We start from the raw sequence: 26,977 nt of genomic DNA, 5'->3' as shown, positions 1-26,977 counted from the left end.
TGCGGGGAGCCTGGGGAATGGCGATCGTAGAACGGAGCGGAGCGCGCAGGACCCTTAGCTCCAAGGTGGTCGAGATACTTCGGCGCGAGATCGAGGACGGCGATTACGCGGTAGGCGACAAGCTGCCGGCGGAGCCGGTGCTGGTGGAGCGGTTCGGCTTCAGCCGCACGGTGATCCGGGAAGCGATCGCGGCGCTTCGGGCCGACGGGCTGGTCGAATCCCGGCACGGCGTCGGCGTTTTCGTGCTGGGACCACGACAGGTCCCGGAAAGCCTGGAGCTGTTCACCCAGGCGACGGACAAGATATCGGACATCATCGAGGAACTGGAACTCCGGATCGGCATCGAGGTCGAGGCCGCAGGGCTGGCCGCACTCCGCAGTTCACCGGCCCAGGAGGCGGAGATCCAGTCCCGGCTCGAAGCCTTCGGCGAGTTGGTGGCCAAGGGCCTGCCGACCGATCAGGCCGATTTCGACTTCCACATGGCGATAGCGCAGGCCACCAACAACGGCCGGTTCAAGTCCTTCCTGGAGCAGATCGGCCGCCGGATCATCCCGCGCGTAAAGTTCCGCACCGCCATGGGCGGCGTCGATCCGCTGCCGAACCGCGACAAGATCCTGCTGGCGGAGCACAGCGACATCGCCGAGGCGATCTGGGCGCGCGACCCGGAGCACGCGCGCGAAGCGATGCGCCGCCATTTGCTGGGCGGCATCAAGCGCTACCGGGCGCTGACCCGTCCGAAACGGCCGGAAGCCGCGACCGATAATGATTGACAGACCTTCCTTTCTCATCATATGAGTCTAATAACAGTCATATGATGAGAAGGACGAAGCATGTCCCCCGATGAAATCAAAACAGCGCTGTCTTCCGGCCTGCTGTCGTTCCCGGTCACACATTTCGATGCCGATCTGCGGCTCAACCTGGAAAGCTACCGCAGCCATGTCGAATGGCTGTCGGGCTTCGGCGCCGCGGCGCTGTTCGCCGCCGGCGGGACGGGCGAGTTCTTCTCACTGACCCCGCGCGAGATCGGGCAGGTCACAAAGGCCGCCAAGGAATCCTCCGGCAACGTGCCGATCATCGCCGGCTGCGGCTATGGCACCGCCTTGGCGCAGGAGATCGCGGCCGAGGCCGAGCAGGCTCATGCCGACGGCCTGCTGCTGCTGCCCCACTACCTGATCGGAGCGCCGCAGGAAGGCATCTACCAGCACGTCAAGGCGGTCTGCCAGTCCACCGGCCTCGGCGTCATCATCTATAATCGGGCCAATTCCGTCGTAAAAGCCGACACCCTGTCCCGGCTGGCGGACGAGTGCCCCAATCTCATCGGCTTCAAGGACGGCACTGGCCAGATCGACGTGGTCCGCGAGATTACCGCCAAGCTCGGTGACCGCCTCTGCTATATCGGCGGCATGCCCACGCATGAACTCTATGCGGAAGCATTCAACGCGGTCGGCGTCACGACCTACTCGTCGGCGGTGTTCAATTTCGTACCGGAACTCGCCCAGCGGTTCTACCGCGCCATGCGCGCTGGCGACAGCGCCACGATGACCGAGATCCTGACAAACTTCTTCTTCCCGTTCGCGAAGCTCCGCGACCGTCAGGTCGGCTATCCCGTTTCGATCATCAAGGCCGGCGTCGAGCTTATCGGCCGCAATCCGGGACCGGTCCGTCCGCCGCTCACCAACCTGACGGGCGAGGAAAAGGAAATGCTCCGGGGCCTGCTCGCCCAGGCTGGTTGAGTCACCCTGTCCGGCCCCATCGGCGCTAACTTAGGTCGTCCACTCCCTTTCCGTCATACCAAGACTTGATCTTGGTACCTCCTTTCAGGAACGGAGCGGGTGACATCCGGACTTCAAATTGAAGTCCTCACGTCAGCTTCTGCCGGGAGATGCCAAGATCAAGTCTTGGCATGACGATAAGGTGGAGCGTAATGCCCGCTTGACGCGCAGGAACGTATCGCGTCAGCGCCTATTTGGCCCGCGCAGAGCGGGATTTAATAAGATAAAGCGGAGGAAACCATGAGAAACAAAGGTGCGCTTTCCAAGATCGCCCTCGCAGTTCTGCTTGCGTCGACCGCATCGCCGGCGCTGGCCCAGGGCGGAGCCAACAACATCACCATCGTCCTGCCGGAGCAGCCCAGCAACCTTGAGCCGTGCGGCAGCATCCTGACCGATGTCGGGCAGGTCCTCAGCCAGAACATCACGGAGCCGCTGACCGTCATCGACCCGAAGGACGGCACGCCGCAGCCCAAGCTGGCGACCAAGTGGGAGCGGGTCAACGACACGACATGGCGCTTCCATCTGCGCGACGGCGTCAAGTTCCAGGACGGCAAGGAGTTCAACGCCGAGGCCGTGGCCTTCACGCTCAAGCGGATGACCGGCGGCGCCTTCACCTGCAACAACCTCGCGAAGTTCGGCAGCGCCAAGCTTTCAGTGACGCCGGTCGATAAACTGACCGTCGATATCAAGACCGAGAAGCCGGAACCGATCCTGCCGGCGCTGCTGAGCGTCGCCATGATGGTCTCGCCCGCCACTCCCGCCGACAAGGCGGTCAACGATCCCGTCGGCACCGGCCCCTACAAGCTCAACACCTTCACTCCGCAGACCGTGGTGCTCGACCGGTTCGACGGCTATTGGGGCAAGACGCCGGATATCGCCAAAGCAACCTATGTCTGGCGCGGCGAATCCTCCCTGCGCGCGGCGATGGTCCAGACCGGCGAGGCCCAGTTGACCCCCACCATCGCAATCCAGGATGCGACCAATCCGAAAACCGACTTTTCCTACCTGAACTCGGAAACCACGGCGATCCGCATCGATACGGAGCAGCCTCCGCTCAACGACGTCCGCGTCCGCAAGGCCCTCAACCTCGCCATCGACTGGCAGGGCATGGCCGAACTGTTCGGCACCGACGTGCTGCGCGCCTCGCAGATGGTGGTGCCGGGCATCAACGGCCACAACCCCGACCTCAAGCCCTGGGGCTACGATCCGGATCAGGCCGCCAAGCTGCTGGCCGAGGCCAAGGCAGACGGCGTTCCGGTCGGGACGACGATCAAGCTGATCGGCCGCAACGGCATCTACCCGAACGGCAACGAAGGGCTGGAAGCGATGATGACGATGTGGGAAGCAGTCGGCTTCGACATCGACCTGACGATGCTGGACGTTGCGGACTGGACGCGGTACCTGCAAAAGCCCTTTCCGCAGGAGCGCGGCCCCAACCTGCTCCAGATCATGCACGACAACAACAAGGGCGACGCCGCCTTCACCGTGCCGATCTTCTACCACTCCAGCGGCCAGTACGCGACGTTCTCCGACCCCAAGGTCGACACCCTGATCGGCGAGGCGCTGAACGCCACCGACACCGGACGGACCAAAGCGTTTCAGGAGATCTTCTCCGAGGTGCATGACAGGATCGCGGTCGATATCCCGATGTTCCACATGATCGGCTACACCCGCGTCGGCGAGAGCCTGGACTGGCGTCCGAACCTGACGACCAACAGCGAAATCCCGCTTGCCGAGATCCGTCTGAAGAAGTGAGCCCCGGCACTGACAACGCCCATTTCCGAGCTTGTTTCTGAAAGGGAAAACGGATGTTCGGCTATCTGGGAAAACGCGCCCTCCACAGCGTCGTTTCCGTCCTGGGATTGCTGGTCCTCGTCTTCTTCCTGACGCGGCTGACCGGCGACCCCTCGTATCTCTTCCTGCCTCTCGACGCCACACCCCAGGCGCGGGAGGCCTTCTCGGCACTTCACGGCTTCGACCAGCCTCTCTACATCCAGTTCTTCAACTATCTGGGCGATCTCCTGCACCTGGATTTCGGGGAGTCGCTGCGCCAGAACCGCTCGGCGATGGAAGTGGCGCTGGAAGCGTTTCCACAGACGCTGAAGCTTGCCGTGATGGCGATCTTCCTGGCGGGAGCGCTGGCGCTGGTGGTCGGATCGCTGGCAGCCGCCAAGCCGGGCAGCCTGTTCGACCGCTTCGCCAGCCTCGTGTCGCTGGCGGGCGCCAGCGCCCCGGATTTCTGGGTCGCCATCGTCGGCATCCTCGTCTTCGCGGTCAGCCTGGACCTGCTGCCGACATCGGGCACCGGCTCCGCCGCCCACTGGATCATGCCGATCGGCGTCCTGATGCTGCGGCCGTTCGGGCTGCTGGTCCAGGTGGTGCGCGGCACGATGATCGGCGCGCTGTCGTCGCCCTACGTCAAGACGGCGCGAGCCAAGGGCGTACGGCGGCAGAAGATCATCTTCAGCCACGCGCTCCGCAACTCGCTGCTGCCGGTCATCACGGTCGCGGGCGACCTTGCCACCAGCCTGGTCAACGGCGCCGTGGTGGTCGAATCCGTCTTCGGCTGGCCCGGCATCGGCAAGCTGATGATAGACGCCATCATCCAGCGCGATTTCGCGGTGGTGCAATCGACCGTGCTGGTCACGGCCTGCGCCATCTTCATCCTGAACATCGCGATCGACATCCTCTATGCCGTGCTCGATCCGCGCATTCGGTATCAGACGTCATGACAGTGATCCCGACAGACCTGAAGGCGGCCCAGAAGCCATCCGGGCGTGAGCCCGGCAAAGCCCGCGTGCTGCTCGGCTACCTCGTCCACGACAAGCTGGCGCTGATTTCCGCCATCTACCTGCTGATCCTGATCTTCGCCGCGATCTTCGGCCCGATGCTGGTCGGCGACATGGCGACCAAGCTGGGCTTGCGCCAGCGCAACATGGCGCCGTTCTCGCTCGAACAGGGCTGGCTCTATGTGCTGGGGGCCGACACGCTCGGCCGCAGCATCCTGGCCCGCCTGGTGGTCGGCGCGCAGAACACGCTGGGCATCGCGGCGGCGGCCGTCGTCACGTCGATGCTGATCGGCGGCGCGCTGGGACTGATCGCCGGCTACTCCAACCGCTGGTACTCCCAGGTGATCCTGCGGCTGGCTGACATCATCATGAGCTTCCCGTCGCTGCTGCTGGCGCTGATCGTCCTCTACACGCTGGGTCCCAGCATCCCCAACCTGATCATCGTGCTGGCGATCACCCGCATCCCCATATATCTGCGCACCACCCGCGCCGAGGTGCTGGAACTGCGCGAGCGGATGTTCGTCAGCGCCGCCAAGGCGATGGGCGCCGGGTCGCTCCGCATCGTGCTCAGCCATATCGCACCGCTGGTGGCGCCGACTCTGATCACCATCGCGGCCATCGACTTCGCCTCGGTCATCCTCGCCGAATCGGCGCTCAGCTTCCTCGGCCTCGGCATCCAGCCGCCGCAGTTCACCTGGGGCGCCATGGTCGCGACCGGCCGCGGGTATCTGGCGAACGCGTGGTGGGTCGCTTTCTGGCCCGGACTTGCTATCCTGCTGACGACGCTTTCCCTGAACCTCTTGTCGAGCTGGGCAAGGACGGTTGCCGATCCGCAGCAGCGGTGGCGCCTCCAGACCCTGCGGAGGGCTCCGCGATGACCGGCCCCATCCTGGAAGTACGCGGCCTGACGGTGGACTTCCTGTCCGACCGCGATCCGGTCCGCGCCGTCAGCGCCGTCGATTTCCACGTCTCCCATGCGGAAACCCTCTGCATCCTGGGCGAAAGCGGCTCGGGCAAGAGCGTCAGCACCAGCGCCATCATGGGGCTGATCGACACCCCGCCGGGCGATATCGTCGCCGGCCGCATGTTCTTTGAGGGCCGCGACCTTGCGACCATGACGGAGGAGGAACGGCGCGACATCAACGGCCGGAAGATCGCGATGATCTTCCAGGACCCGCTCGCCTACCTGAACCCGGTCCACTCGATCGGCCGTCAGATCGCGGAAGTGTTCGAGACCCACGGCGTCGCGTCAGGCGCCGACGCCAAGCGCCGCGTCGTCGATCTGCTCCGCCGGGTCGGCATTCCTGATCCGGAGAACAGGGTGGACCAGTATCCGCACCAGTTCTCCGGCGGCCAGCGGCAGCGCGTGATGATCGCGATGGCAATCGCCTTGCAGCCTTCGGTCATCATCGCCGACGAACCGACGACCGCCCTGGACGTCAGCGTCCAGGCTCAGATCCTCGACTTGCTGCGCGACCTCCAGGCCGAATACGGCATGGCGCTGATCCTGATCACCCACGACCTGGAAGTCGCGGCCTCCATGGCCGATCGCGTCATGGTGATGAAGGGCGGCCAGATCGTGGAGGAGGGGGAGGCCAGGACCGTCTTCACCCGCCCGCAGCACGAATACACCCAAAAGCTTCTGTCGGCCCTGCCCCACGCCGACGACACCGACCGGCACAGGCGCTCCGCCACCGTGGCCGGCGAACCGATCCTGAAGGTCGAGAACATCGTCAAGCGCTACACGATGAGCACCGGCCTGTTCGGCGCCGCCAAGCACGTCCACGCCGTCAACGACATCAGCTTCCAGGTCAACCGGGGGGAAACCGTCGGCATCGTCGGCGAGTCCGGTTCCGGCAAGTCCAGCGTCGCCCGCATCCTGCTCCGCCTGAACGAGCCGACATCGGGCCGGGCGCTCTACAAGGGCGACGACATCTTCCGCATGAACGAGCGGGAATTGCTGAAGCTCCGCCGCAAGATGCAGATGGTGTTCCAGGATCCCTACGGGTCGATGAACCCCCGGATGGACGTCCGCTCGATCATCTCGGAACCGCTCCGCATCCACCGCGACATCCTGCCGAAAGCGCAATGGAACGACCGTGTGGTCGAACTACTCGAACTGGTAGGGTTGAAAGCCGAGCATGCCAACCGCCATATACACCAATTCTCCGGCGGTCAGCGCCAGAGGATCGCCATAGCGCGGGCGCTTGCCAGCGATCCGGAACTGATCGTCTGCGACGAAGCGGTGTCGGCGCTAGATGTTTCCATCCAGGCGCAGGTAATCGACCTGCTCGCCGATCTCAGGACCCGATTGGGATTGTCTTATATCTTCATCACCCACGACCTGCCGATCGTCCGTCATTTCGCCGACCGGATAATTGTGATGAAGCAGGGCGAGATCGTAGAACAGGGCACGACCCAGGCACTCTTCGCCAACCCGCAGCACAGTTACACGCGTTCGCTGTTGAATGCGACACCGCATCCCAAATGGGAGACGGGCGCCGCGAGCCAGTTGAGCGTTCGCGTTTCATGAAACAGATTCAGGGAGATCCCCCATGCCGCTCACCGGTGAACTTCTGATCGGCCATTCGACCCGCCGCGGTACCAACGGTGAAGTCTTCGGTCTCGACGCCGCGACCGGCGAAAAGCTGCAACCCGGTTTCGGCGGCGCCACGCTCGACGACCTCGAACAAGCAGCATCCCTTGCGGCCGCCGCCTTCCGCCCCTATCGGGAAACCAGCCTTGAAGCCCGCGCGAAGTTCCTCGAGGCCATTGCCCAGAACATCCTCGACATCGGCGACGAGCTGATCGAGCGCTGCGTCAAGGAAAGCGGCCTGCCGCGCGGCCGGATCGAGGGCGAGCGCGGCCGCACCGTCGGCCAGCTGCGGCTGTTCGCCAATGTCGTTCGCGACGGCGGCTTCATCGGCGCCCGGATCGACCCGGCGATGCCGGACCGCACGCCCCTGCCACGCCCCGACCTCCGTCTCCGCCAGATCGGCGTCGGCCCGGTCGCGGTGTTTGGTGCTTCCAACTTCCCGCTGGCCTTCTCGGTCGCCGGCGGCGACACCGCCTCCGCTTTGGCTGCCGGCTGCCCGGTGATCGTCAAGGCGCACTCGGCCCATCCCGGCACGTCCGAACTGGTCGGCCGCGCTGTCCAGCGCGCCGTCAAGGAAAGCGAGATGCCCGAGGGCACCTTCTCGCTGCTGTTCGACAGCGGGCGGTCGATCGGTCAGGGCCTCGTCGCCGACCACCGCATCAAGGCGGCCGGCTTCACCGGCTCGCGGGCCGGCGGCACTGCGCTGATGAAGATCGCGGCGTCCCGTCCGGAACCGATCCCGGTCTATGCCGAGATGAGCTCGATCAACCCTGTCCTGCTGTTCCCCGGTGCGCTGGCCGCCCGTGGCGAAGCCATCGGCAAGGCCTTTGTCGGTGCTCTGACGATGGGCGCTGGGCAGTTCTGCACCAATCCGGGCCTGATCCTGGCGGTGGACGGCGACAGCCTCAACGGCTTCGTAGAGGGCGCCAAGGCGGCCTTGGCCTCGGCTCCCGCCGCGACCATGCTGACCCCCGGCATCCACAAGGCCTATTGTGAGGGCGTTTCCCGCCTGAAGTCGCACTCGCAGGTGAAGATGCTTGGAGAAGGCACCGTCGGCGAGCGGTTCCAGGGGCAGGCAGCCCTGTTCAGCACGACCTCGGAAGACTTCCTGAAGCACCCCGAACTCCAGGAAGAGGTCTTCGGTTCGTCCTCCCTGATCGTGCGCTGCAAGGACAACGACGACCTGGGACGGGTGCTCGACAAGCTGGAAGGCCAGCTGACCATCGCCCTTCATCTGGAAGCTTCGGACCATGACGCCGCCCGCCGGTTCATGCCGGTGCTTGAGGAAAAGGCAGGCCGCGTCCTGGTCAACGGCTTCGGCACCGGCGTCGAGGTCGGTCACGCCATGGTCCATGGTGGTCCTTATCCGGCGACCTCCGACGGCCGCACGACCTCGGTCGGCAGTCTGGCGATCGCCCGCTTCCTGCGTCCGGTCTCGTACCAGGACGTACCGGGCGATCTGCTGCCGCCGGCTCTTTCGGATGAGAACCCGTTCGGCATCCAGCGGAAGACGGACGGCAAGTGAGCCTGCGCAAGCATGACCTGAAGCAGGCGCTGACGGGGATCTCCGGGATCCTCGTCACGCCGTTCGACCGCGACGACGAGCTGGCGCCTGGGCTTCAAGCGCCGATCGTCGACCGCGCCATCGAGGCCGGCGTCCAGATCCTGGTCGCCAACGGCAATACCGGCGAGTTCTACGCCCTGACCTCGGACGAGGCGGAGACGATGGTGCATGCCAGCGCCCGCCACATCGACGGGCGCGTGCCGCTGATCGCGGGCGTCGGCCGGGGCATCCGGGACGCCTGCCGTCTCGCCAAGGCGTCGGCGGAAGCCGGCGCCGACGCGCTGATGATCCACCAGCCGCCCGATCCCTTCGTGGCTCCGCGCGGCGTGGTCGAATACGTCAGGCGCGTCTCGGATGCGTCCGGCGGCCTGCCGCTGGTGATCTACCTGCGGAATGACGCCATCGGCGTCAAGAGCATCGCGGATCTCTGCGCGGTCGACGGCGTCGTCGGCGTCAAATGGGCGACGCCGAACCCGCTGAAGCTGGCCGAGGCAATGGCGGCCTGCGACCCGGATATCGTCTGGGTCGGCGGTCTGGCGGAGGTCTGGGCGCCGCCGCTCTACGCCGTCGGCGCAAGAGGCTTCACGTCGGGCCTGATCAACGTCTGGCCCGAACGGTCGGTGGCGATCCACGCGGCGCTTGAACGCGGCGACTATGCCGAGGCACGGCGCCTGATCGCCGGCATGCGGGCGTTCGAGGACATCCGCGCGCAGGAGATGAACGGGACCAACGTGACGGGCGTCAAGGCCGCCCTGCGTCTGCTCGGCCACGACTGCGGCCAGACCCGTCCGCCGTCGGCTTGGCCGCTGACGGACACCCAGTCGAAGATGCTGGCCGAGTTCGTCGAGGCGAACGGGCTGAAGCGGCTCGGGTCCTCCGGGGCTCGTTGAACTCTCTCCCCTGCCGTCCCATCGGGACGGCAGGGGAAACGGCAAAAAAGAAAGGGAGGAAAAATGACCAACAAGGCACTTACCGGCATCACCGGATTGGTAGCGCTGTCACTTATGGCGACCGTCTCCGGCACGGCGCTTGCCGCCAACAAGGGCGAGATTACCGTCGTCCTGCCGGAGCAGCCGGCGAACCTTGAGCCCTGCCGGTCGATCCGCAACGACATCGGCCGCATCATCAACATGAACATCACCGAGACGCTGACCGACATCCAGGCGGAGGAAGGCACCGTAACACCCTATCTGGCGACGAGCTGGGAGCAGGTGGACGACCTGACATGGCGGTTCAAGCTGCGCGACGGCGTCAAGTTCCAGGACGGCTCAGACTTCAACGCCGACGCCGTGGTCCACACGGTCAACCGGCTGATGAACAGGAACATGACCTGCGACAGCCGATCCAAGTTCGGCGACATCAAGCTGACGCCGAAAACCGTCGATGCACACACGGTCGAGATCAAGTCCGACATCCCGATCCCGATCCTGCCGACCTTGATGGGCACCGTCCAGATCGTCTCGCCCAAGCTGCCGCTGGACAAGGAGACCAATACGCCCGTCGGCACCGGCCCCTATAAGCTCGGCAGCGCCTCGCCGGAACGGGTGGTCCTTACGTGGTTCGACGGCTACTGGGGCAAGCCGGCCGAGGTGAAGAAGACGACCTTCGTCTGGCGGCCGGAATCCGCGATCCGCGCCGCCATGGTTTCGACCGGGGAGGCCGACCTGACGCCGACCATTGCCGTTCAGGATGCGACCAACCCCGCCACCGATTTCGCCTACCTCAACTCCGAGACGACCCGGATGCGGATCGATGCGCAGATGCCGCCGCTGGACGACAAACGGGTCCGCGAAGCGCTCAACCGCGCGATCGACTGGGACGCTCTTGGCAGCGCCCTGTTCGGCGACGACGTGATCCGGGCGTCGCAGATGGTCGCTCCCGGCGTGCGCGGGCACAACCCCGACATCAAGCCCTGGACCTACGACCCGCAGCGCGCCAAGCAGCTTCTTGCCGATGCCCGCAAGGACGGGGTGCCGGTTGACAAGGAGATCAAGCTGATCGCCCGCAACGGTTTCTTCCCCAACTCCGCCGAATCGCTGGAAGCGATGATGGGCATGTGGGAGGAAGCCGGCTTCAACATGACCATGGTCCAACTGGAAGCCGCCGACTGGGTGCGCTACCTGGACAAGCCGTTCCCGGCGGAGCGCGGGCCGACGCTGTTCCAGCAGCAGCACGACAACAACACCGGCGATGCCGGATTTACGGCACCGGTGATGTACTCCAGCAACGGCCAGTACTCGACCATCGCCGACGCCGAGGTCGACAAGGTCATGAGGCAGGCGATGAGCGCCACCGGCGACGAACGGGCCAAGCTGTTTCAAACAGTCTTCGCCAAGGTCCACGACGACGTCATCGCGGATGTGCCGATGTATCACATGATCGGCTACACCCGCGTCGGCAAGCGCGTCGAAGGCTGGCGCCCGACCTTGAAGACCAACAGCGAGATCAGGCTGTCGGAAATCAACCTGACGGACTGACCCGTCAGGCCCGGAGCCTGATTCCGGCCGCCGCCGCCGTGTCGCAGACGATCGTCACGGCGGGATGGCGGCGGAGGACGGAGGCGGGGCATCGCAGTGTTTCCGGCCCGGTCAAGGCGGCGGCCAGCGCTTCCGCCTTGATGGGACCGGTCGCGACCAGCAGGATCTCGCGGGCCTCGAGGATGGTGGCGATGCCCATGGTGATCGCAAACTCCGGTACCGTCTCGCCCTCCGGAAAACTGCGCCTGTTCGCTTCTCGCGTCGCTTCCGTCAGCCGGACGGCGCGGGTGCGGGAGTCGAACGGCGAGCCCGGCTCGTTGAAGCCGATATGGCCGTTGCCGCCGATCCCCAGCACCATCAGGCCTATGCCGCCGGCCTCCGCGATGGCTTTCTCGTAGCGCCGCCCTTCCGCCGTCGCGTCGCTGGCCAGCCCGTCGGGGAGATGGGTCCGCGCCGGGTCGATATCGACGTACCGGAACAGCATCTCGCGCATATAGGCGTGGTAGGACGCCGGATGGTCGGGCGGCAGACCCTGGTATTCATCCAGGTTGAAGCTGGACGCCCGCGCGAACGAAACCTCGCCCGTGCGGTATGCTCCCGCCAGCCGAGCATAGATGCCGCGTGGCGTCTCACCCGTCGGCAGGCCCAGGACGAGGTCCGGCTTGGGCGCCAGCTTGCCCACGATATGCGCCGCCGCATGGTCCGCTACGGCATCGGCTTCGTCGAGGACGACGAGCCGGGGACCGGGGCTCATGCCTGTTCTCCGAGCCGGCGCAACGCCACGCCCAGCGCACCGACGACGGCGGCGCGGTCGCCGAGCGCGCTGATCTCGACCGGCGGCGGCATCGGCATGCAGCGCGCCAGATGCACGCGCACCCGCGCGATCAGTTCGCGCCGCGCCCCGATGCTGCCGCCGGTTATGACGACTTCGGGATCGAGCACCGATGCGACCGCCGCAACGGCTTGGGCAAGGATGGCGGCCGTCTCGTCCAAGGCGAGATCGGCGGCAGCATCGCCGTCGCGCAGGGCATCAAAGATGTTGCGCACGGTTGCGTCGGCCCTGCCGCCATGCGCGGTGAAGCGATGCACGATGGCGGCGCTGCCGATCGCGGTTTCCAGGGTGCCGAGACGGAATCCCTTCGGATCAAAGGGATCGCCGCCCAGCGGCAGATAGGCGATCTCGCCTGCCGCCCCCTTGTGGCCCCGCACGAGAGCGCCGTTGGCGACGATGCCCATGCCGATGCCGGTACCATGCGCCACGAAAACGAAGTTAGCGGATCGGCGGCCCCGCCAAAGCTCTCCCTCCGCCGCGAGGTTGACGTCGTTCTCGACGGTCATCGGCAGGCGCAGGCAGGCTTCAAGCTCGCGCAGCACGTCCATCCGGTCGAAGCCGGGGATGTTCGGCGCGACCGCGACGCTGCCGGTCTGCGGTTGCAGCACACCGGGGCAGCCCATGACGCCAAGGCGGACGGACTGAGGGGCGATGCCGGCCTCTTCCGCCAGATGCTTCAGCGCCGCATCGATCTGGGCTATGACGTCCAGCCCGCCCCTGCGGTCGGTCGGCTCGACCCTTTCCGCCAGGATGGCGCCGTCGCGGTCAGCCAGCGCGGTATGGAGCTTGGTACCGCCGAGATCGATGCCGAAGACGGCTTCGGCCTTGGGACCCGTCATCGCGAGACCAGCGCCCGTTCGGTGGCGGTGTCGAACAGGTAGAGGCTTTGCAGCGGCGCCCGCACGGAGATCCTCTCCCCTACTTTGGGGATCGCCTTGCCGCCGGTGCTGGCGACGATCTGGCTGCCGCCGGCATCGATATGGACAAGCGTTTCCGAACCGAGCGGCTCGACCACGGAGACCTCTCCGGTAAGCCGGACGGCTTCCGCCGCCGCTGCCGCCCCATCGTCCACGACAAGGTCGTGGGGCCGCCAGCCGACCATGACGGGAGCGTCCTTGGCCGTTCCCTGGACCGCTTGCAGGACCGGCACGCGCGGCCCGCCGCCGTCCAGCTCGACCGCCAGTCCGTCGCCATGGTGCGACAGCCGGCCCGGCAGCAGGTTGATCGTCGGGCTACCGATGAAGCGGGCGGTGAAGATATCCACCGGACGCTCGTAGAGGTCGAGCGGCGTGCCGACCTGGAGGATGCGGCCGTCGCGCATGACGACGATGCGGTCGGCCATGGTCATGGCTTCGATCTGATCGTGGGTCACGAACACCGTTGTCGTCCCCAGCCGCTGGTGCAGCCGTTTGATCTCCAGCCGCATCTGGGCGCGCAACTGGGCGTCCAGGTTGGACAGTGGCTCGTCGAACAGGAAGGCCGCCGGGTCGCGGACCATCGCGCGGCCGATCGCGACGCGCTGGCGCTGACCGCCGGAAAGCTGGGCCGGGCGGCGGTCCAGCAGCGGCTCCAAGCCCAGGAGGGCAGCCGTCTCGCGGATGCGCTTCTGCTTGGCCTCCTTGTCAAGGCCGGAGGCATGGAGGCCGAAGCCGATATTCTGCCCGACATTCATATGCGGGTAGATCGCGTAGTTCTGGAACACCATGGCGATGTTCCGTTCCTTCGGTTCCAACTCGTTGACGATCCGGCCGCCGATCCTGAGCGTGCCGGAGGTGATGTCCTCCAGCCCGGCGATCATCCGGAGCGTCGTCGATTTGCCGCAGCCGCTCGGGCCGACCAGCACGACGAACTCGCCGTCCGCCACCGACAGGTCGATGCCCTGGACCGTGGTCGCCGCCTTGCCGTAGCGCTTGACGATGTTCTGAAGCTCGATCGTCGCCATCACGCGTCTCCCATCAGGGACCGGAACGACCGGTCGAGTTCGGCGGCGGCGGCGACTTCGCGCGCCGCGATCCGGTAGGCTTCGGCATCGAACGCATCGAGCTGTCCGCGATAATCGGATATCGCGGCATCCATCGACGCCGGCGCGGGTCCGCCGAACCGGTTGCGGACGGCGACGAAATGCTCGGGAGACACCAGCTTGGCGAAGGTCGCGGCGTCGACCGCCGGGCTGCGGCCGACCGACCTCTGGAACGCCTCGACGAAGGGACCGTAGCCGTCGGTGCCAAGGTCGCCCTGGACTGCTACCACGCGCTTCGCCACTTCAGCCGCGATCTCGTGCGCCTGGCGGAACGACAGTCCTTCGCGCCGGACGAGGCTGTCGGCCAGTTCGGTGATCGTGATGCAGCTTCGCCGCGTATTTCGCGCCACATTGGCGGCATCGATCCGGATGCCTCCGACCAGAGAGGTTAGCAGATCGATCACGCGCAGGGCAGAATTGAAGGCTTCGTAGCCGATCTGCTGGGTTTCGCCTTCGCTGTCGTTCATGTCGGTAAAGGGAGTGTTGTGCATTACGTCCAGCATGGTTCTCGCACGGCCCACGGTCTGCGAAGCCAGATGGCGAAGATGTTCTATGGGAACGGGGTTGCGTTTCTGCGGCATGATCGAGGATATCTGCACGAAGGCGTTGGGCACATAGAGCTGGCCGACCTCGAAGCTCGACCAGACCTGGAAGTCCTGGATCGGCCGCCCGAGATGCAGGAACATCAGCTCCATGGCGCCATAGAGGCCGGTGATGTAATCGACCGAGGCGATGCAGCCGTAGGAATTGCGCAAGGGACCGGCGAACCCCAGCAGCGCCGCGACCCGTGCCCGGTCGATCGGGAAGCCCGATGTCGTGATCGCGGCGGCCCCCATCGGCGACTTGTCGATCAAGGTGCGCGCCGCCGCGATCCGCTCGATATCGCGCAGCAGCACTTCGGCCACCGCGCAGAGGTAGTGGCCGAAGGTCGTCGGCTGGGCCGGCTGGCCATGGGTATAGGCAACGATCAGCGTCGATTTTTCGCGCTCCGCCACGTCGAGCAGGGTCGCCGCCAGCTTCCGTGCACGGCTCAGCAGCACGTCGGTCCGCTGCTTCAGGGCCAGCTTGAACAGCGTGTGGTCGATGTCGTTGCGCGACCGGGCGGTGTGCAGCTTGCCCGCCAGATCGGGACCCAGCCGCCGCTTCAGCTCCGCCTCGATCAGGAAGAAGAAGTCCTCGACCTCGCCGGTATAGGTGAGCTGGGCCGGATCGATCTCGCGGTCGATCGCTTCCAGTGCCTGGGCGATCCGGGCGGCATCGTCGCGCGGCAGGATTCCGGTCTCCACCAGCATGACCAGATGGGCACGGTCGATCCGGCGGAAGCCATCGACGTGATGGGTCTTGGCGCCGTCGAACAAGGGCCGCAGCACGGTTTCTTTATAGGTCGGATCGGGGAAAACTGAACCGTCTGAAGTCACTTCGGTCATCCCTTAAGCCCTGCCTTGACAACGCCGCGCACAATGAAGCGTTGCAGTACTATGAAGATTACTAGAGTAGGAAGGGTGGCAATGCTGGCGCCGGTCATAATCAGTTCCCAGCGGATAGCCTGTTCGACCGAGAAGCTGGAGAGCCCGACCGGCAGCGTGTAAAGCTCGGCGCTGGTCGTGACGATCAGCGGCCAGATGAACGCCGTCCAGTTGCCCAGGAACGTGAAGATCGCAAGTGCCGACAGGGCCGGCGTCACCAGCGGCATCGCGATCCGCCACCAGATCTGGAACTCGTTCAATCCGTCGATCCGCGCCGCCTCCAGGAAGTCGTCGGGCACCGTCTCGAAGAACTGCTTCATCAGAAAAGTGCCGAAGGCCGTCATCATGCCGGGGAACATGATGCCCCAGTAGCTGTCCAGCCAGCCGAAGTCGCGGGCCATGATGTACCAGGGGATCACCAGCATCTCGGTCGGGATCATCAGCGTGGACAGGATCGCGATGAAGACCAGATAGCGGCCCCGGAACTTGAACTTGGCCAGCGTGTAGCCGACCAGACTGTCGAAGAACACGTTGGACAGCGTCACCACGGTCGCGATGAACAGCGAGTTCAGGATCCAGCCGGGGAAGCGTCCGTCCTCGAACACCGCCAGATAGTTTTCCAGCGTCGGACGGGCCGGGATCAGGCGCAAGTCGTAGACGTCGGATGCTGGCTTCAGCGAGGTCGAGAGCATGAACAGCAGCGGCGTCACCATCACGACGCCGCCCAGGAACAGCAGCGTCCAGGCGATCACCTTGCCGGGGCGGACATCGTTGAACCGGGCATCCTTGAAACTGGCGGCCATGTCAGCGGTCCCTCAGCACGGTAAGCTGGACCAGCGAGATCACCAGCAGCACCAGGAACAGGACGACGGTCTGGGCCGCCGCGTATCCCATGTCGAAGGAGTTGAAGGCGCTCTGGTAGATCATCAGCACCAGCGGCTTGGTCGAGTTGAGCGGCCCGCCGGGATCGTTCGTGGTCATGTTGTAGACCTGATCGAAGATCCGCAGGAAGGCGATGGAGGCGAAGACGACCAGGAAGACGAAGGTCGGCTTCAGCAGCGGCAGGGTAATGCGGGTCAGGATCGTCCAGTTGGAAACGCCGTCGATCCGCGCCGCCTCGTAATAGCTGGTCGGGATCGCCCGCAGCCCCGCCATGAAGATGACGATCTGGAAGCCCAATCCCGCCCAGACGGCGGGAGCGAGCACGGCCGGCAGCGCCTGGACGGTGGAGCGCAGGAAGGGCTGCTGCGGCAGGCCCACCATGGACAGCATGTCGTTGATCAGCCCGACCGGAGCCGGCTGGTAGAACCAGCGCCACACCCAGGCCATCACGGCGGCCGTCGTCAGATAGGGCAGGAAGTAGAGCGCCCGGATCAAGCCGTGCATGAACCGCACGCGATCCAGGTGATAGGCGATCGTGAACGACAGCAGCAGGCTGACCGGCGTGCCGATGATCAGGTAGAGGAAGGTATTGCGGAAGACCTGCCAGAACTGCGGGTCCGCGAACATCCGCCGGTAGTTGTCCAAGCCGATGAAATCGGGCGGTTGCAGCAGGTTCCACTTGGTGAAGGACAGGTAGAAGGCGTCGATGGTAGGCCAGAACCGGACCACGCTGTAGAAGACGATCGGGATTGCCAGGAACCCCCACGCCCAGATCACCTGTTTCTGGCGGAGCGTCAGCCGGCCCCACAGGCCGCGCCGGCGCGGTTCCGCCCCGATCGTCTCGTCCATGGCTCGCGGTCCTTTCTTACTTCGTTACCCGGCCTTACTTCGCTACCCGGTCGATCAGCGCCTGTTCTTCCTTGGCGGCCTGATCGACCGCTGCCTGCGGCTCCTGGCCCTGGATCAGGACGCGGTTGGTCATGTCCATGGTGATCTGGCGCTGGGCCTGCTCGTCCACGAACAGCGTGACCTTGGAATAGTCGAGCGCCTTGAGGAACGGGCCGTAGACCGGGTCATTCATGTATTGCGGCTTCTGAGCCACCTCGCGCCGGGCCGGCAACTCGCCGACCGCGTCGAGCCATAGTTCCATCGCCTTGGGGGAGCTGACGAAGGCCAGGAACTTCTTGGCCGCTTCCAGCTTCTCGCCCTTGGCCTTGGCCGTGATGGCGTTAGTCCAGTAGCTGGCATAGTTGGAACGCATGCCTTCGGCGTTGGCCGGCAGTTCGGCGACGCCCCATTCGAAGTCCTTGATGGTCTTGAACGAGCCGATGCGGAAGGTGCCGTCGATGGTCATGGCGGCCCGGCCGGCGCGGAACGCCGCCTGCCCTTCGTCCATGAAGCCCATCTGCCCGACCTTTTCGCTGGTTTGCAGGTCGGTGTAGAACTTCAGCGCGTCGGCGCCGGCCTTGTCGTTGTAGGTGACCTTGCGGTAGTCGTCGCTGTAGGGCACGCCGCCGTACTGACGCACCAGCACCTCGCGCCACCACTGATGGTCCTGGCCCGCCATGTCCATCGTGATGCCGGCGGAAACCATGTTGCCGCTTTCCATCTTCACCGTCTTCTTCGCGGCATCGAGCAACTCGGTGAGCGTCTGCGGCGGCTTGGCCGGGTCGAGGCCCGCTTCCTGGAACAGCTTCTTGTTGTAGAACAGCGCCAGCGAGCGGACGGCGGTCGGCAGGGCATAGTATTCGCCATTGCGCTTCATCGCCTGGACGATCGGGAAGAAGTCCTTCTCGATCGCTTCCGTCGGGAAGGTGTCCTTGGGCAGCGGCTGCACCAGCTTGGCGTTCACGAACAGGTCGAGCCAGCCGTAGAAAAGCTGCACGACATCAGGCCCGATCCCGGCGGAAGCCGATGCGATCACCTTGGTCTGGTAGTCGGCATATGGGAAGGTCGTGTGCTTGACGGTGATGCCCGGATTGGCCGCCTGGAACTCCTCGATCAGGCGGTTCATCGCCTTGACGCGGGTGTCGAAGACGTACTGCCAGTACTCGATCTCGACGGCCTGGGCGCTGCCCGCGCCGGAGACTGCAATTCCCAAAGCGATCAGCGAACCGCCGATGATGTCGCGCAGACGGCGCATGCTCATTGTCTCCCTGTTGGTGGGTCGTTATAGGCAGATCCACGTATGCAAGCCTGCGTTGGACCGCCCGTTCCGTCAATAACTAAATTCACTTGAGTTATTATAGGGAGGGTGAGACTGTTGAGCAGCCCTGTCGATCAAGCTTTCCGAGGGACAATGCGGATTCCAAAGGTGCGCTCGGCCTCTTCCCAGGCGACCGGCAACGCCGCGATCGGGAGCAACCCAGAACGCAACCGGACCCACAACCGACGTGTCGTGCTGGAGACGGTCTGGTTGCATGGACCCATCGGCAGGGCCGAGATCGCGCGCATGGCCCATCTGACCGCCCAGGCCGTATCCAACATCGTCGACGAATTGGCGGCCGATGGGCTGCTGATCCGCCAGGGCCGACGGCGGGCCGGACGCGGACAGCCGCCGGTCCAGTTCGCCGTCAATCCGGACGGCGGCGCCACCGTCGGGGTCGAACTGGCCGCCGACGGCCTCGTCACGGTGCTGGTCGATCTGGCCGGCCAGTTGCGGGCGCAGCGCCGGATCAAGCTGACCGACACCGCGCCCGACAGCCTCGTTCCCCTGGTCGCGGCGGAGGTCGCGCGCATCCGGGAGATGCCGGACGGCGGCGTCGCCCCGGTGCTCGGCGTCGGCGTGGTCATGCCGGGTCCGTTCGAGATCGAAGGCCTGTCATCGGTCGGCCCGACCACCCTGCCCGGCTGGAGCGGCATCGACGCGGCTACCGTGCTGACCGCCGCGACCGGCTTGCCGGTCGTGGTCGAGAACGACGCGACCGCCGCCGCCGTGGGCGAGCGGCTGCATGGCGCCGGCAAGTCGCTGCGCGACTTCTGCCTGGTTTATTTCGGCGTCGGCCTCGGCCTCGGCATCGTCAGCGAGGGCCGGCCGTTTCGAGGAGCCTTCGGCAATGCCGGGGAGGTCGGCCATGTCATGGTCGTTCCCGACGGCCTGCCGTGCCCCTGCGGCAACCGGGGCTGCCTGGAGCGCTACGCCTCCCTCCATGCGCTTGACGAAAGGCTGGCGGCGTCCGGCCTCGATGCCGGCCGGCGCGCCGACCTGGACGCACTGGTCAGGTCCGGCCATCCGGAACTGACGGCCTGGACTCGCGACGCCGCCGCGAAGCTGGCGCCGATGATCGCGATGCTGGAGAACCTGTTCGACCCGGAAAGCATCATCCTCGGCGGCTCCCTGCCGGTGGCGCTGCTCGACGCACTGATCGAGGCGATGCACCCGTTGCCGATCTCCGTCGCCAGCCGCCGCCAGCGCAGCCTGCCGCGCGTCCTGGCCGGAGCGACGGGGCGGTTGACGGCAGCCCTGGGTGCCGCCGCCCTGCCCCTGCTGGAAACCCTTGCGCCGCGCCTGGACCGCGCGCGGTTATCCGAAACCGAAGTTCCGCCTGCAATCGCGGAGAAGGAAGACACGCTTGCCGACTGATCTGGCACCGGCTGATCTTGAGAATCTGCACCGGGCACTGGAGCGGCTGGGCTCCGTCCTGACCGTGATGAATACCGGCGCCCATCCCGACGACGAGGCCAGCGGCCTTCTCGCGGCACTGCGCTTCGGCTACGGCATGCGGGTCGTGGTCGCCTGCTCGACGCGCGGCGAGGGCGGACAAAACGGCTTGGGACCCGAACGCGGCGCCGCCCTGGCCGTGCTCCGAACGCGGGAGATGGAAGCGGCGGCACGGGTGCTGGATGCCGGTATCGCTTGGCTCGGCATGGGACCGGGCGATCCCGTCCATGATTTCGGCTTCTCCAAGAACGCGGAGGACACCCTGGCGCGTTGGGGCGACGACCGGATCGTCGACCGTCTGGTCCGGGCCTATCGCCGTGAGCGCCCGGATATCGTGATCACGACGTTCCTGGACGTACCCGGCCAGCACGGCCATCACCGGGCGATGACGCGGGCGGCGGAAACCGCCGTCGCCCTTGCCGCCGATCCCACGTACCGAACGGAGGGATTGGAGCCGTGGCAGGTCGCCCGGCTCTATGTCCCGGCATGGTCGGGCGCCAGCTACGCCTATGACGACGAGGCTCCGCCACCGTCCGCCAGCGTGGTGGTCAGAGCGCCGGGAGTCGATACCGTCACGGGAGCGGCGTTCGACCAGATCGGCGAGTGGTCGCGCGCCTGTCATCGCTCCCAGGGCATGGGCGTCTGCCTGGACCGGCCCGAGACGGCTTGGCCCCTGCACTGCCGTATCGGCGGGATGCCTGAAATGACCGACATCCGCGACGGACTGCCGGCTGATCTGAGCGCGCTTGTGGGTCTGGAAGCGGCGCAGGAAGCAGTAAATCGCTGCCGTGCCGCTTTCCCCGACGTGGCCGCGATCCGTTCTTCCGCAATCGAAGCCGCCGGTCATGTGGAAGCCGCGCTGCTGACTTGTCAGCCAGAACTGCGCGGGCAAACCGCGCATCGGCTGGAGCGCAAGCTTCGCGAGCTGGATGCCGTCATTGCCATTTCCTCCGGTCTGATCATCCGCGCATGGGCCGAGCCTGCGATGCTGGCTCCCGGCGCTACCGGGAAGCTGCACATCGCAGTCAACGACCCCACCGTTTCCGTTAAGCCGGTTGCCGGAACCGGAATTTCCACCGTGCCGGACGGCGACGGCTGCTGGAACCTTACCGTGGACGCTCAGGCTCCCGTGGGCATCCCGTTTGCCGAGCACTTCGACGCGCTGGGCGGCAACGGACTCTTGTGGATCGAGGCTACGGCAGAAATTGCGGGCCGGAAAATCTCGCTGGCGGTCGATCTGGAGGAGCCGCTGACCATCGCTCCGAAAGCGACGGTTTTGCTAGAACCAGACGCCGCCATCCTCAACCTGACGCTTCCGCGCAAAGCCATTCCGTTGCGCATCACGGCGAGCGGTGAAGCCTTGCCGACACTCCCCGCCGGATGGACGGCGGAAGCCGGGGAAGGCCGCTTCAACCTGCTGCCGCCAGCGGACCTGTCGGCCGGGGTCCATGACATCGGTATCGCCGTAGATGGCGAGCCCGCCTACGTCGAGACTATTATCGGCTACCCGCATATCGGCGAAACCTTGCATGCCGAACCTGCGCTTGTCCAAGTGCTCGCCGTTTCCCTGGCCCTGCCATCGAACACGCGCATCGGTTACGTCGGCGGCGGTAGCGACCGCGTCGGCTTGTGGCTTGCCCAGATGGGCTTGGATGTCGAGGAACTGGATGCGGAGACGTTGCCCCAGGCAGACCTCTCGCGTTTCACCACCATAGTAGTCGGCATCTTCGCCTTCGGCAATCGGCCGGACCTTGCTGCGGCAACGGGGCGCATCCATTGCTGGATAGAAGCCGGCGGGCATCTCGTCACCCTTTATCATCGCCCGACCGACGGCTGGGACGACGCCGCCACTCCGCCCCTGCCGCTGAAAATCGGCAAGCCTTCGCTGCGCTGGCGCGTCACCGACCCGGCGGCGGAGGTCACGGTGCTGATCCCGGACCATCCGCTGCTGACCACGCCCAACTGGATCGGCGCTGCCGACTGGGCTGGCTGGGACAAGGAGCGCGGCCTCTACTTCGCGGCGGACCGCGATCCGGCTTACCAAGCGCTGCTGTCAATGTCCGACCCTGGGGAAGACCCGCTCGACGGTGCGCTGGTGTCAGCGGTGGTCGGCAAGGGCCGGCACACCCACACCGGGCTGGTGATCCACCATCAGCTCGACCGGCTGGTACCGGGGGCTTTCCGTCTGCTCGCCAATCTCATCCAGCCCGCAAAGGCCTGAAGAACTCCCGGACCTCATGGGCGAGTTCGTCGGGATGCTCCATCGCGGCGAAATGGCCGCCATGGTCCATCACGCTCCAGCGCCGGATGTCCTTGTAGGTGCGCTCCGCCAGGGAGCGCGGCGGTCGGAGGATCTCGCGCGGGAACTCGCAGTAGCCCATCGGCACGTCCACGGTGCCGCCCGGCGGGATCGGCCAGGGCCGGTGCATGCGCGAATAGTACGGCCAGAACGACGATCCGATGGCGCCGGTGAACCAATACAGGCCGATATTGGCCAGCAGCTCGTCCTTGGTGAAGACGGACTCGACGTCGCCGCCGCAGTCCGACCAGATCCGGAACTTCTCGGCTATCCAGGCAGCGAGGCCAGCCGGGGAGTCGGTCAGCCCATAGGCCAGCGTCTGCGGGCGCGTACCCTGGATCGACTGGTAGCCGGTCTCCTCCTTCATGAAGACGGCCATCTCTTCGAAATAGCGCTTCTCCTCGGCGTTGGGATCGGCGAAGGCCGCCGGATCGCGCGGCAACGGCATCAGGTTGAGATGAATACCGGCGACGTGTTCGGGGTGCGCATAGGCCAGCCTGGAGGATATGAACGACCCCCAGTCGCCGCCCTGTGCGCCGAAGCGGTCGTAGCCGAGCACGCCGGTCATCAGTTCGGCGAAGCAATCCGCGATTTCCTCGGCGCCGAAGCGGGCTTGACCGGGCTTGAACGACAGGCCGAACCCGGGAAGCGACGGGGCTACCACTGTGAAGGCATCGGCCGGATCGCCGCCGAAGCGTGCCGGATCGGTCAGGCGCGGGATGATGTCCAGGAATTCGAACACCGAACCCGGCCAGCCATGCGACAGCAGCAGCGGAAGCGGCTTGTCGCCTTTGCCGGGAACGTGGAGGAAGTGGACGTCGATCCCGCTGAGGGGAGCCGTGAACTGCGGAAACGCATTCAGCCGCGCCTCCTGCGCCCGCCAGTCAAAGCCGTCCCGCCAATAGGCGACCAAGTCCCGCATCCAGCCGAGATCGGTCCCATAGGCCCAGGGCTCGCCGGGCGCCTGATCCGGAAAGCGGGTCAGGCGGAGCCGGTCGCGCAGGTCGGCGATCTCCTGGTCGGGGACGGCAAGGGCGAAGGGCTTTGGCGTGATGCTCATGTCAGCGAGACCTTGAAGCGAGTGCGGTTCCTGCCAGCATGCCAAGTCCGACGGCAAGCGCCGATCCGACTGCGACGGTAGCGAGCCGCGCGGTCGGGCCGCTGGAGGTCAGGCGAAGATGGTAGCGCGGCAGGCCGAAGCGGCCGCGCATCCTGTGGCGGCCCTCGACCGGTTCGAACAGGTTGTCGGGCCGGTTCGGGTCGTCCCGTTCCGGCGTCTGCTGGCCTTCCACGGCGGTCCGGCCCAGGTAATAGTCGGCGAACTGGGGAACCAGGAAGTTGCCGAGGATCGCCTCCATCGCCGGGCCGCCCAGCCAGTATTCCCGTTTCGGGTTTTCCGCGATGTGGACGATGGCGCGGCCGATGTCTTCCGGCTGGAAGATCTTGCCCATCGGCTGGGCGCGGTACGGCATGTGGCTGCGTGCCCAGTCGAACTGCGGCGTGTTGACCGCCGGAAGTTGAGCCATGCTCAGCCGAACATTGGAGCGGTCATGGATCAGTTCGGACCGCACGCTGTCCAGGAAACCCATGATCGCATGCTTCGCCCCGCAATAGGCGGACTGGAGCGGGATCGAGCGATAGGCCAGCGCCGAGCCAATCTGGATGATCGTGCCATGGTCGCGCGGCTTCATGTGGCGGAGCGCCGCCTGGATGCCGAAGACGGAGCCGTGATACGTCACGTCGGTAACCCTCCGCAGTTCCTCCGGCGTGAGGCTTTCGGCGGGGCCGAAGACGGTGACCATCGCGTTGTTGACCCAGACGTCGATGGGGCCGAGTTCGCGTTCGATCCTATCGGCGGCTGCTGTGACGGCCGCATCGTCCGCGACGTCGAGCGGCAGCGCGAGGCCATGGCCGCCGAGCCGATCCACTTCGCGCCGGACTTCGTCGAGGGCATCGGCGGAGCGGGCGATCAGGGCGACCGCAGCCCCCCATTTTGCGGCAAAGGCCAGCGCTATGGCGCGGCCGACACCGGCTGAGGCGCCGGTCACACAAACTACGGGGCGCGATGCCATGGCTGTGAACCTCGTTCCTAGCTTGATCCTGAAGCGGATCGTTCCGGTTCAGGGGGCAACCCGATGTGGCGTCGGAAGTTCCGCCTTCGAAACGGCGTCAGAGCCTTGCAACCAGGGCCGCCAACTGGTCGGCGCAGGTTCCCCAGCCTTCGTGGAAACCCATCTTCTCGTGCATCTCCCTGTCTTCGACGGTCCAGTGACGGACGCGCGCGGTATAGCGCGTCCTGCCGCCGCCGATGTCCTCGAAGGTCAGGATCAGGGTCATGAACGGCTTTTCCGAAGGCTGCCATGCGCTGGTGAAGGCATCGGTGGTGACGAGACGCTCGTTCTCGACGACCTCCAGGTAGACGCCCCGGTTCGGGTAGTCGGTCCCGTCGGGACCCCGCATGACGATCACGCTGGAGCCGCCCGGTCGGACGTCCAGTTCCGCGTGCGGCGTCGTGAAGGGCAGCGGGGCGAACCATTGCTTCAGGAGTTCGGGCTGGGTCCATGCCCTGAACAGCTTCTCGCGCGGCGCGTCGATGTCCCGCGTCAGGACAAGCTCGCGGTCCGTTTCGGGTACACTTGTCATTCGATCTCTCCTTCTCGGCTCATCGGCACTTCAAAGACGGACATGGATGGTCGAGTAGGGGCCTAGCGTCAATGTGGATGAGTCCTCGGACGTCATGCGGTCGAGCAGATCGGCGGTGCGGCTCGCCTGGCCGAACGATGCCGCATCGAGCACGGCGGTTTGCAGAGCCGGTCGCGGCAGGGAGACGGTCTGCTCCCGGCCTGTCAGGTTCGCCAGCCACAGTTCCGTGCTGGCATCCGCTTCGACCGCGATACCCTGAACGGCGCTGGGGTCGGAGATCTCCAGCGCCTTCATGGTCCGGCCTGACAAGGCCGAAAGGCCGCGCAGGACGTGGAAGACCGGGAACAGGCCGCCGTTGTCGTCGTACCAAGGCTGCGGCCAGCCTTGGCGTGCGTGGACGATGCCGTGCGGTCCCGTCAACCCGCCGAAGGCTACCGCCGAGGCGCCGCCGCGTGCCATGTGACTGTAGTAGCCCAGTGTCCAGGCGGCGCCGAGCAGACCGCGCTGGCGCGGGTCGTTGCGGTTCATCGCTTGACGGATGTTGCGCGGGTTCTCCATCGGCGCGTCGCCGTAGGGGTTCATCCGCATGCCCATGGCGCTCGGCCCTACCGCCAGCGGATGGCCGCCTGCAATCTCGCGGGCGCTGGCGGTGATCGCGGGCAAGGATTCCAGCCCTTCCATCACCGATATGTCGTCGCCGGCATGGACCAAGGCCGAGGTGGTGAAGCCGACGAGGTCGAGGTAGCGGAGCGGCGGGCGCTTGCGGTTCAGCTCCGTGAAGTAGCTGAACATGCCGCCGCCTAATCTGGCGTCCGGGAAAGCTTTGCGCGCCGCTCGGAACAGCGCGTCTGCCGGCGCTGCCGGCGGCCAGACGCTGCCGGGCAGCGTGCATTTCAGGTCGGATGCGGGAGACAGCATCACGACTTCGAACGGCGAGCCGAGTTCTGCGGCGGTGTCGCCGAGTGCTGCTACTTCCGCCTCGAAGTTCTCGACTTCGACGATGACAGCTTCCAGCCACGGCACGGCACCGAGCGTCCGGGCGAGAGTGGCTGCCGCTTCAAGCGTGCTCCGGTCGTGGCCCCGGCGCGGGTCGTGGTGGCAGATCAGGTGGTGCGGCTTGACTTGGGCCAGCGTCTCCGCCGCTGCTTTCGCGGCCTCCGCTTCGTCGGGATCGTAGCCGAGGCCCAGTTGCGGCGCCGGTCCATGCGTGTCACCGAACGTCACTGTCACGCCGCCAGCCGATGACCCGGATTGGGCGGAGGCGGAGCCGGTGACGGTCAGCGTGACCGCCTGCTCAAGCCTGGAGCCTGCTTCGAGCATATACGGCCAGGGGAGAGCCAGCGGGCGGACATAGGTCTTGTAGGACGCGTCGGTCCAGTTGCGCTGGTCCTCCATCTCGAAGGTGTCGCCCTCCATCCGGCAGGTGACGCGGAGGCCGGGGGCGGCCTCGTGGGTCAGGGCCCGCAGGTCCATCATGGGCTGGACCGGGTCGATCAGTTCGGGGAACTGGCCCGATACCTTCTCGCCGCCGGTATGCTCGATCTCGACCGGCAGGCCGGCGACGCCGGCCGAGTGCAGGACGACGAAGCCGGTGCGGTTGGTCAGGAAGTCGGTGACGGCTTCGCCTTCGCAGCGGAAGGTGAGATGGCCATCCGCACTGCCTTCGATGACGGCACGGTAGCGGAAGCTTTGGCTGTCGTCGCCGGTGGTCGCTTCGTAGCGCACCGTGAAACCGTCGGTGGTTTCATCCGTCGTCAGGCCGGAGATGACGGGGTTGTAGGTGCCCCAGTTGCGGTCGCGGACGATGAAGGAGACTGCGCGGATAACCTCCACCCCGCCGACGCGGATGTGGCGGAGGTTGCCGGCGTCGAACTCCGCCGTCAGGCTGCCCGCCCGCAGGATCGGAGCGGGAGGGGACGGTTCTTCGGTCCCGAAGAGCTTGATGGCTTCCACCGGTTCTGCGGTCATGGTTTTTC

The 26,977-nt window shown here is 65.9% G+C and carries 22 protein-coding genes; 11 read left to right on the top strand and 11 right to left on the bottom strand.

Going from position 1 to position 26,977, the window contains the following annotated elements; translation table 11 throughout:
• Positions 1 to 17: 17 nt before the first annotated feature.
• The 9 genes from N826_RS06370 to N826_RS06330 all read left to right on the top strand — a co-directional run bounded on the left by N826_RS06370 (position 18) and on the right by N826_RS06330 (position 11,198).
• Complete coding sequence (locus N826_RS06370; protein ID WP_044426761.1) at positions 18 to 770, top strand: FadR/GntR family transcriptional regulator; 753 nt, start codon at positions 18 to 20, stop codon at positions 768 to 770.
• 60 nt (positions 771 to 830) lie between these two features.
• Positions 831 to 1,733, top strand: a complete 903-nt coding sequence (gene kdgD, locus N826_RS06365; RefSeq protein WP_044426758.1) for a 5-dehydro-4-deoxyglucarate dehydratase — start codon at positions 831 to 833, stop codon at positions 1,731 to 1,733.
• Positions 1,734 to 2,012: 279 nt separating this feature from the next.
• Positions 2,013 to 3,527, top strand: a complete 1,515-nt coding sequence (locus N826_RS06360) for an ABC transporter substrate-binding protein (protein WP_052830876.1) — start codon at positions 2,013 to 2,015, stop codon at positions 3,525 to 3,527.
• 53 nt (positions 3,528 to 3,580) lie between these two features.
• On the top strand, positions 3,581 to 4,504 hold the full coding sequence (locus N826_RS06355; protein WP_044426755.1) for an ABC transporter permease: 924 nt from the start codon (positions 3,581 to 3,583) through the stop codon (positions 4,502 to 4,504).
• Entirely contained in the window at positions 4,501 to 5,439 is a 939-nt protein-coding gene (locus tag N826_RS06350; RefSeq protein ID WP_044426753.1) for an ABC transporter permease, read from the top strand. Before N826_RS06355 ends, N826_RS06350 begins: the two co-directional genes overlap by 4 nt.
• Positions 5,436 to 7,094, top strand: a complete 1,659-nt coding sequence (locus N826_RS06345) for an ABC transporter ATP-binding protein (RefSeq protein WP_044426750.1) — start codon at positions 5,436 to 5,438, stop codon at positions 7,092 to 7,094. Before N826_RS06350 ends, N826_RS06345 begins: the two co-directional genes overlap by 4 nt.
• A gap of 22 nt (positions 7,095 to 7,116) precedes the next feature.
• Positions 7,117 to 8,682, top strand: coding sequence for an aldehyde dehydrogenase (NADP(+)) (locus N826_RS06340; protein WP_044426748.1), 1,566 nt, complete (start codon positions 7,117 to 7,119; stop codon positions 8,680 to 8,682).
• Complete coding sequence (locus N826_RS06335; protein ID WP_044426746.1) at positions 8,679 to 9,611, top strand: dihydrodipicolinate synthase family protein; 933 nt, start codon at positions 8,679 to 8,681, stop codon at positions 9,609 to 9,611. The genes N826_RS06340 and N826_RS06335 overlap by 4 nt, the downstream gene beginning before the upstream one ends.
• 63 nt (positions 9,612 to 9,674) lie before the next feature.
• Complete coding sequence (locus tag N826_RS06330; RefSeq protein ID WP_084720531.1) at positions 9,675 to 11,198, top strand: ABC transporter substrate-binding protein; 1,524 nt, start codon at positions 9,675 to 9,677, stop codon at positions 11,196 to 11,198.
• A 4-nt stretch (positions 11,199 to 11,202) separates the two neighbouring features.
• On the opposite strand, the gene nagB is transcribed toward N826_RS06330, so the two are convergent.
• The 7 genes from nagB to N826_RS06295 are packed head-to-tail and all read right to left on the bottom strand — an operon-like array spanning position 11,203 to position 18,547.
• Entirely contained in the window at positions 11,203 to 11,952 is a 750-nt protein-coding gene (nagB, locus tag N826_RS06325) for a glucosamine-6-phosphate deaminase (RefSeq protein ID WP_044426744.1), read from the bottom strand.
• Positions 11,949 to 12,869, bottom strand: a complete 921-nt coding sequence (locus tag N826_RS06320; protein ID WP_052830875.1) for an ROK family protein — start codon at positions 12,867 to 12,869, stop codon at positions 11,949 to 11,951. Before N826_RS06320 ends, nagB begins: the two co-directional genes overlap by 4 nt.
• On the bottom strand, positions 12,866 to 13,972 hold the full coding sequence (locus N826_RS06315) for an ABC transporter ATP-binding protein (protein WP_044426742.1): 1,107 nt from the start codon (positions 13,970 to 13,972) through the stop codon (positions 12,866 to 12,868). The genes N826_RS06320 and N826_RS06315 overlap by 4 nt, the downstream gene beginning before the upstream one ends.
• A complete protein-coding gene (argH, locus tag N826_RS06310) occupies positions 13,972 to 15,477 on the bottom strand; it encodes an argininosuccinate lyase (RefSeq protein ID WP_044426740.1) in 1,506 nt (501 codons plus the stop codon). The genes N826_RS06315 and argH overlap by 1 nt, the downstream gene beginning before the upstream one ends.
• Positions 15,474 to 16,319 (bottom strand): carbohydrate ABC transporter permease, encoded by an 846-nt coding sequence (locus N826_RS06305; protein ID WP_044426738.1) that lies wholly within the window; start codon positions 16,317 to 16,319, stop codon positions 15,474 to 15,476. Before N826_RS06305 ends, argH begins: the two co-directional genes overlap by 4 nt.
• Position 16,320: 1 nt before the next feature.
• Positions 16,321 to 17,247 (bottom strand): carbohydrate ABC transporter permease, encoded by a 927-nt coding sequence (locus N826_RS06300; RefSeq protein ID WP_044426736.1) that lies wholly within the window; start codon positions 17,245 to 17,247, stop codon positions 16,321 to 16,323.
• 34 nt (positions 17,248 to 17,281) lie between these two features.
• On the bottom strand, positions 17,282 to 18,547 hold the full coding sequence (locus tag N826_RS06295) for a sugar ABC transporter substrate-binding protein (RefSeq protein ID WP_211099222.1): 1,266 nt from the start codon (positions 18,545 to 18,547) through the stop codon (positions 17,282 to 17,284).
• Between the two features lie 150 nt (positions 18,548 to 18,697).
• Here N826_RS06295 and N826_RS06290 point away from each other — a divergent pair, with 150 nt between their 5' ends.
• Positions 18,698 to 19,981, top strand: coding sequence for an ROK family transcriptional regulator (locus N826_RS06290; protein WP_044426734.1), 1,284 nt, complete (start codon positions 18,698 to 18,700; stop codon positions 19,979 to 19,981).
• Positions 19,971 to 22,280 (top strand): PIG-L family deacetylase, encoded by a 2,310-nt coding sequence (locus N826_RS06285; RefSeq protein WP_211099221.1) that lies wholly within the window; start codon positions 19,971 to 19,973, stop codon positions 22,278 to 22,280. Before N826_RS06290 ends, N826_RS06285 begins: the two co-directional genes overlap by 11 nt.
• Here N826_RS06285 and N826_RS06280 read toward each other — a convergent pair.
• From N826_RS06280 to N826_RS06265, 4 genes are all read right to left on the bottom strand, one after another.
• Positions 22,258 to 23,418, bottom strand: coding sequence for an epoxide hydrolase family protein (locus tag N826_RS06280; RefSeq protein ID WP_044426732.1), 1,161 nt, complete (start codon positions 23,416 to 23,418; stop codon positions 22,258 to 22,260). The genes N826_RS06285 and N826_RS06280 overlap by 23 nt on opposite strands.
• A gap of 1 nt (position 23,419) precedes the next feature.
• Positions 23,420 to 24,430, bottom strand: a complete 1,011-nt coding sequence (locus tag N826_RS06275) for an SDR family oxidoreductase (protein ID WP_044426730.1) — start codon at positions 24,428 to 24,430, stop codon at positions 23,420 to 23,422.
• A gap of 97 nt (positions 24,431 to 24,527) precedes the next feature.
• Complete coding sequence (locus tag N826_RS06270) at positions 24,528 to 25,001, bottom strand: SRPBCC family protein (protein WP_044426727.1); 474 nt, start codon at positions 24,999 to 25,001, stop codon at positions 24,528 to 24,530.
• Between the two features lie 30 nt (positions 25,002 to 25,031).
• Positions 25,032 to 26,969, bottom strand: a complete 1,938-nt coding sequence (locus N826_RS06265) for a D-apionate lactonase family protein (protein ID WP_052830874.1) — start codon at positions 26,967 to 26,969, stop codon at positions 25,032 to 25,034.
• Positions 26,970 to 26,977: the final 8 nt, after the last annotated feature.

The sequence above is a fragment of the Skermanella aerolata KACC 11604 genome, assembly GCF_000936425.1.
GTDB classification, from domain to species: Bacteria; Pseudomonadota; Alphaproteobacteria; order Azospirillales; family Azospirillaceae; genus Skermanella; species Skermanella aerolata.
The sequence above is the reverse complement of the archived record's forward strand: the minus strand, read 5'-3'. Positions and strand labels throughout refer to the sequence as shown.

Excerpts from the sequence above, each read along its gene's own strand:
- N826_RS06320 (WP_052830875.1), bottom strand. The coding sequence starts at position 12,869 with ATGACGGGTCCCAAGGCCGAAGCCGTCTTCGGCATCGATCTCGGCGGT.
- kdgD (WP_044426758.1), top strand. The coding sequence starts at position 831 with ATGTCCCCCGATGAAATCAAAACAGCGCTGTCTTCCGGCCTGCTGTCG.
- N826_RS06315 (WP_044426742.1), bottom strand. The coding sequence starts at position 13,972 with ATGGCGACGATCGAGCTTCAGAACATCGTCAAGCGCTACGGCAAGGCG.
- N826_RS06355 (WP_044426755.1), top strand. The coding sequence starts at position 3,581 with ATGTTCGGCTATCTGGGAAAACGCGCCCTCCACAGCGTCGTTTCCGTC.
- N826_RS06345 (WP_044426750.1), top strand. The coding sequence starts at position 5,436 with ATGACCGGCCCCATCCTGGAAGTACGCGGCCTGACGGTGGACTTCCTG.
- N826_RS06370 (WP_044426761.1), top strand. The coding sequence starts at position 18 with ATGGCGATCGTAGAACGGAGCGGAGCGCGCAGGACCCTTAGCTCCAAG.
- N826_RS06295 (WP_211099222.1), bottom strand. The coding sequence starts at position 18,547 with ATGAGCATGCGCCGTCTGCGCGACATCATCGGCGGTTCGCTGATCGCT.
- nagB (WP_044426744.1), bottom strand. The coding sequence starts at position 11,952 with ATGAGCCCCGGTCCCCGGCTCGTCGTCCTCGACGAAGCCGATGCCGTA.
- N826_RS06265 (WP_052830874.1), bottom strand. The coding sequence starts at position 26,969 with ATGACCGCAGAACCGGTGGAAGCCATCAAGCTCTTCGGGACCGAAGAA.
- N826_RS06350 (WP_044426753.1), top strand. The coding sequence starts at position 4,501 with ATGACAGTGATCCCGACAGACCTGAAGGCGGCCCAGAAGCCATCCGGG.
- N826_RS06270 (WP_044426727.1), bottom strand. The coding sequence starts at position 25,001 with ATGACAAGTGTACCCGAAACGGACCGCGAGCTTGTCCTGACGCGGGAC.
- argH (WP_044426740.1), bottom strand. The coding sequence starts at position 15,477 with ATGACCGAAGTGACTTCAGACGGTTCAGTTTTCCCCGATCCGACCTAT.
- N826_RS06340 (WP_044426748.1), top strand. The coding sequence starts at position 7,117 with ATGCCGCTCACCGGTGAACTTCTGATCGGCCATTCGACCCGCCGCGGT.
- N826_RS06300 (WP_044426736.1), bottom strand. The coding sequence starts at position 17,247 with ATGGACGAGACGATCGGGGCGGAACCGCGCCGGCGCGGCCTGTGGGGC.
- N826_RS06275 (WP_044426730.1), bottom strand. The coding sequence starts at position 24,430 with ATGGCATCGCGCCCCGTAGTTTGTGTGACCGGCGCCTCAGCCGGTGTC.
- N826_RS06305 (WP_044426738.1), bottom strand. The coding sequence starts at position 16,319 with ATGGCCGCCAGTTTCAAGGATGCCCGGTTCAACGATGTCCGCCCCGGC.
- N826_RS06330 (WP_084720531.1), top strand. The coding sequence starts at position 9,675 with ATGACCAACAAGGCACTTACCGGCATCACCGGATTGGTAGCGCTGTCA.
- N826_RS06360 (WP_052830876.1), top strand. The coding sequence starts at position 2,013 with ATGAGAAACAAAGGTGCGCTTTCCAAGATCGCCCTCGCAGTTCTGCTT.
- N826_RS06290 (WP_044426734.1), top strand. The coding sequence starts at position 18,698 with ATGCGGATTCCAAAGGTGCGCTCGGCCTCTTCCCAGGCGACCGGCAAC.
- N826_RS06280 (WP_044426732.1), bottom strand. The coding sequence starts at position 23,418 with ATGAGCATCACGCCAAAGCCCTTCGCCCTTGCCGTCCCCGACCAGGAG.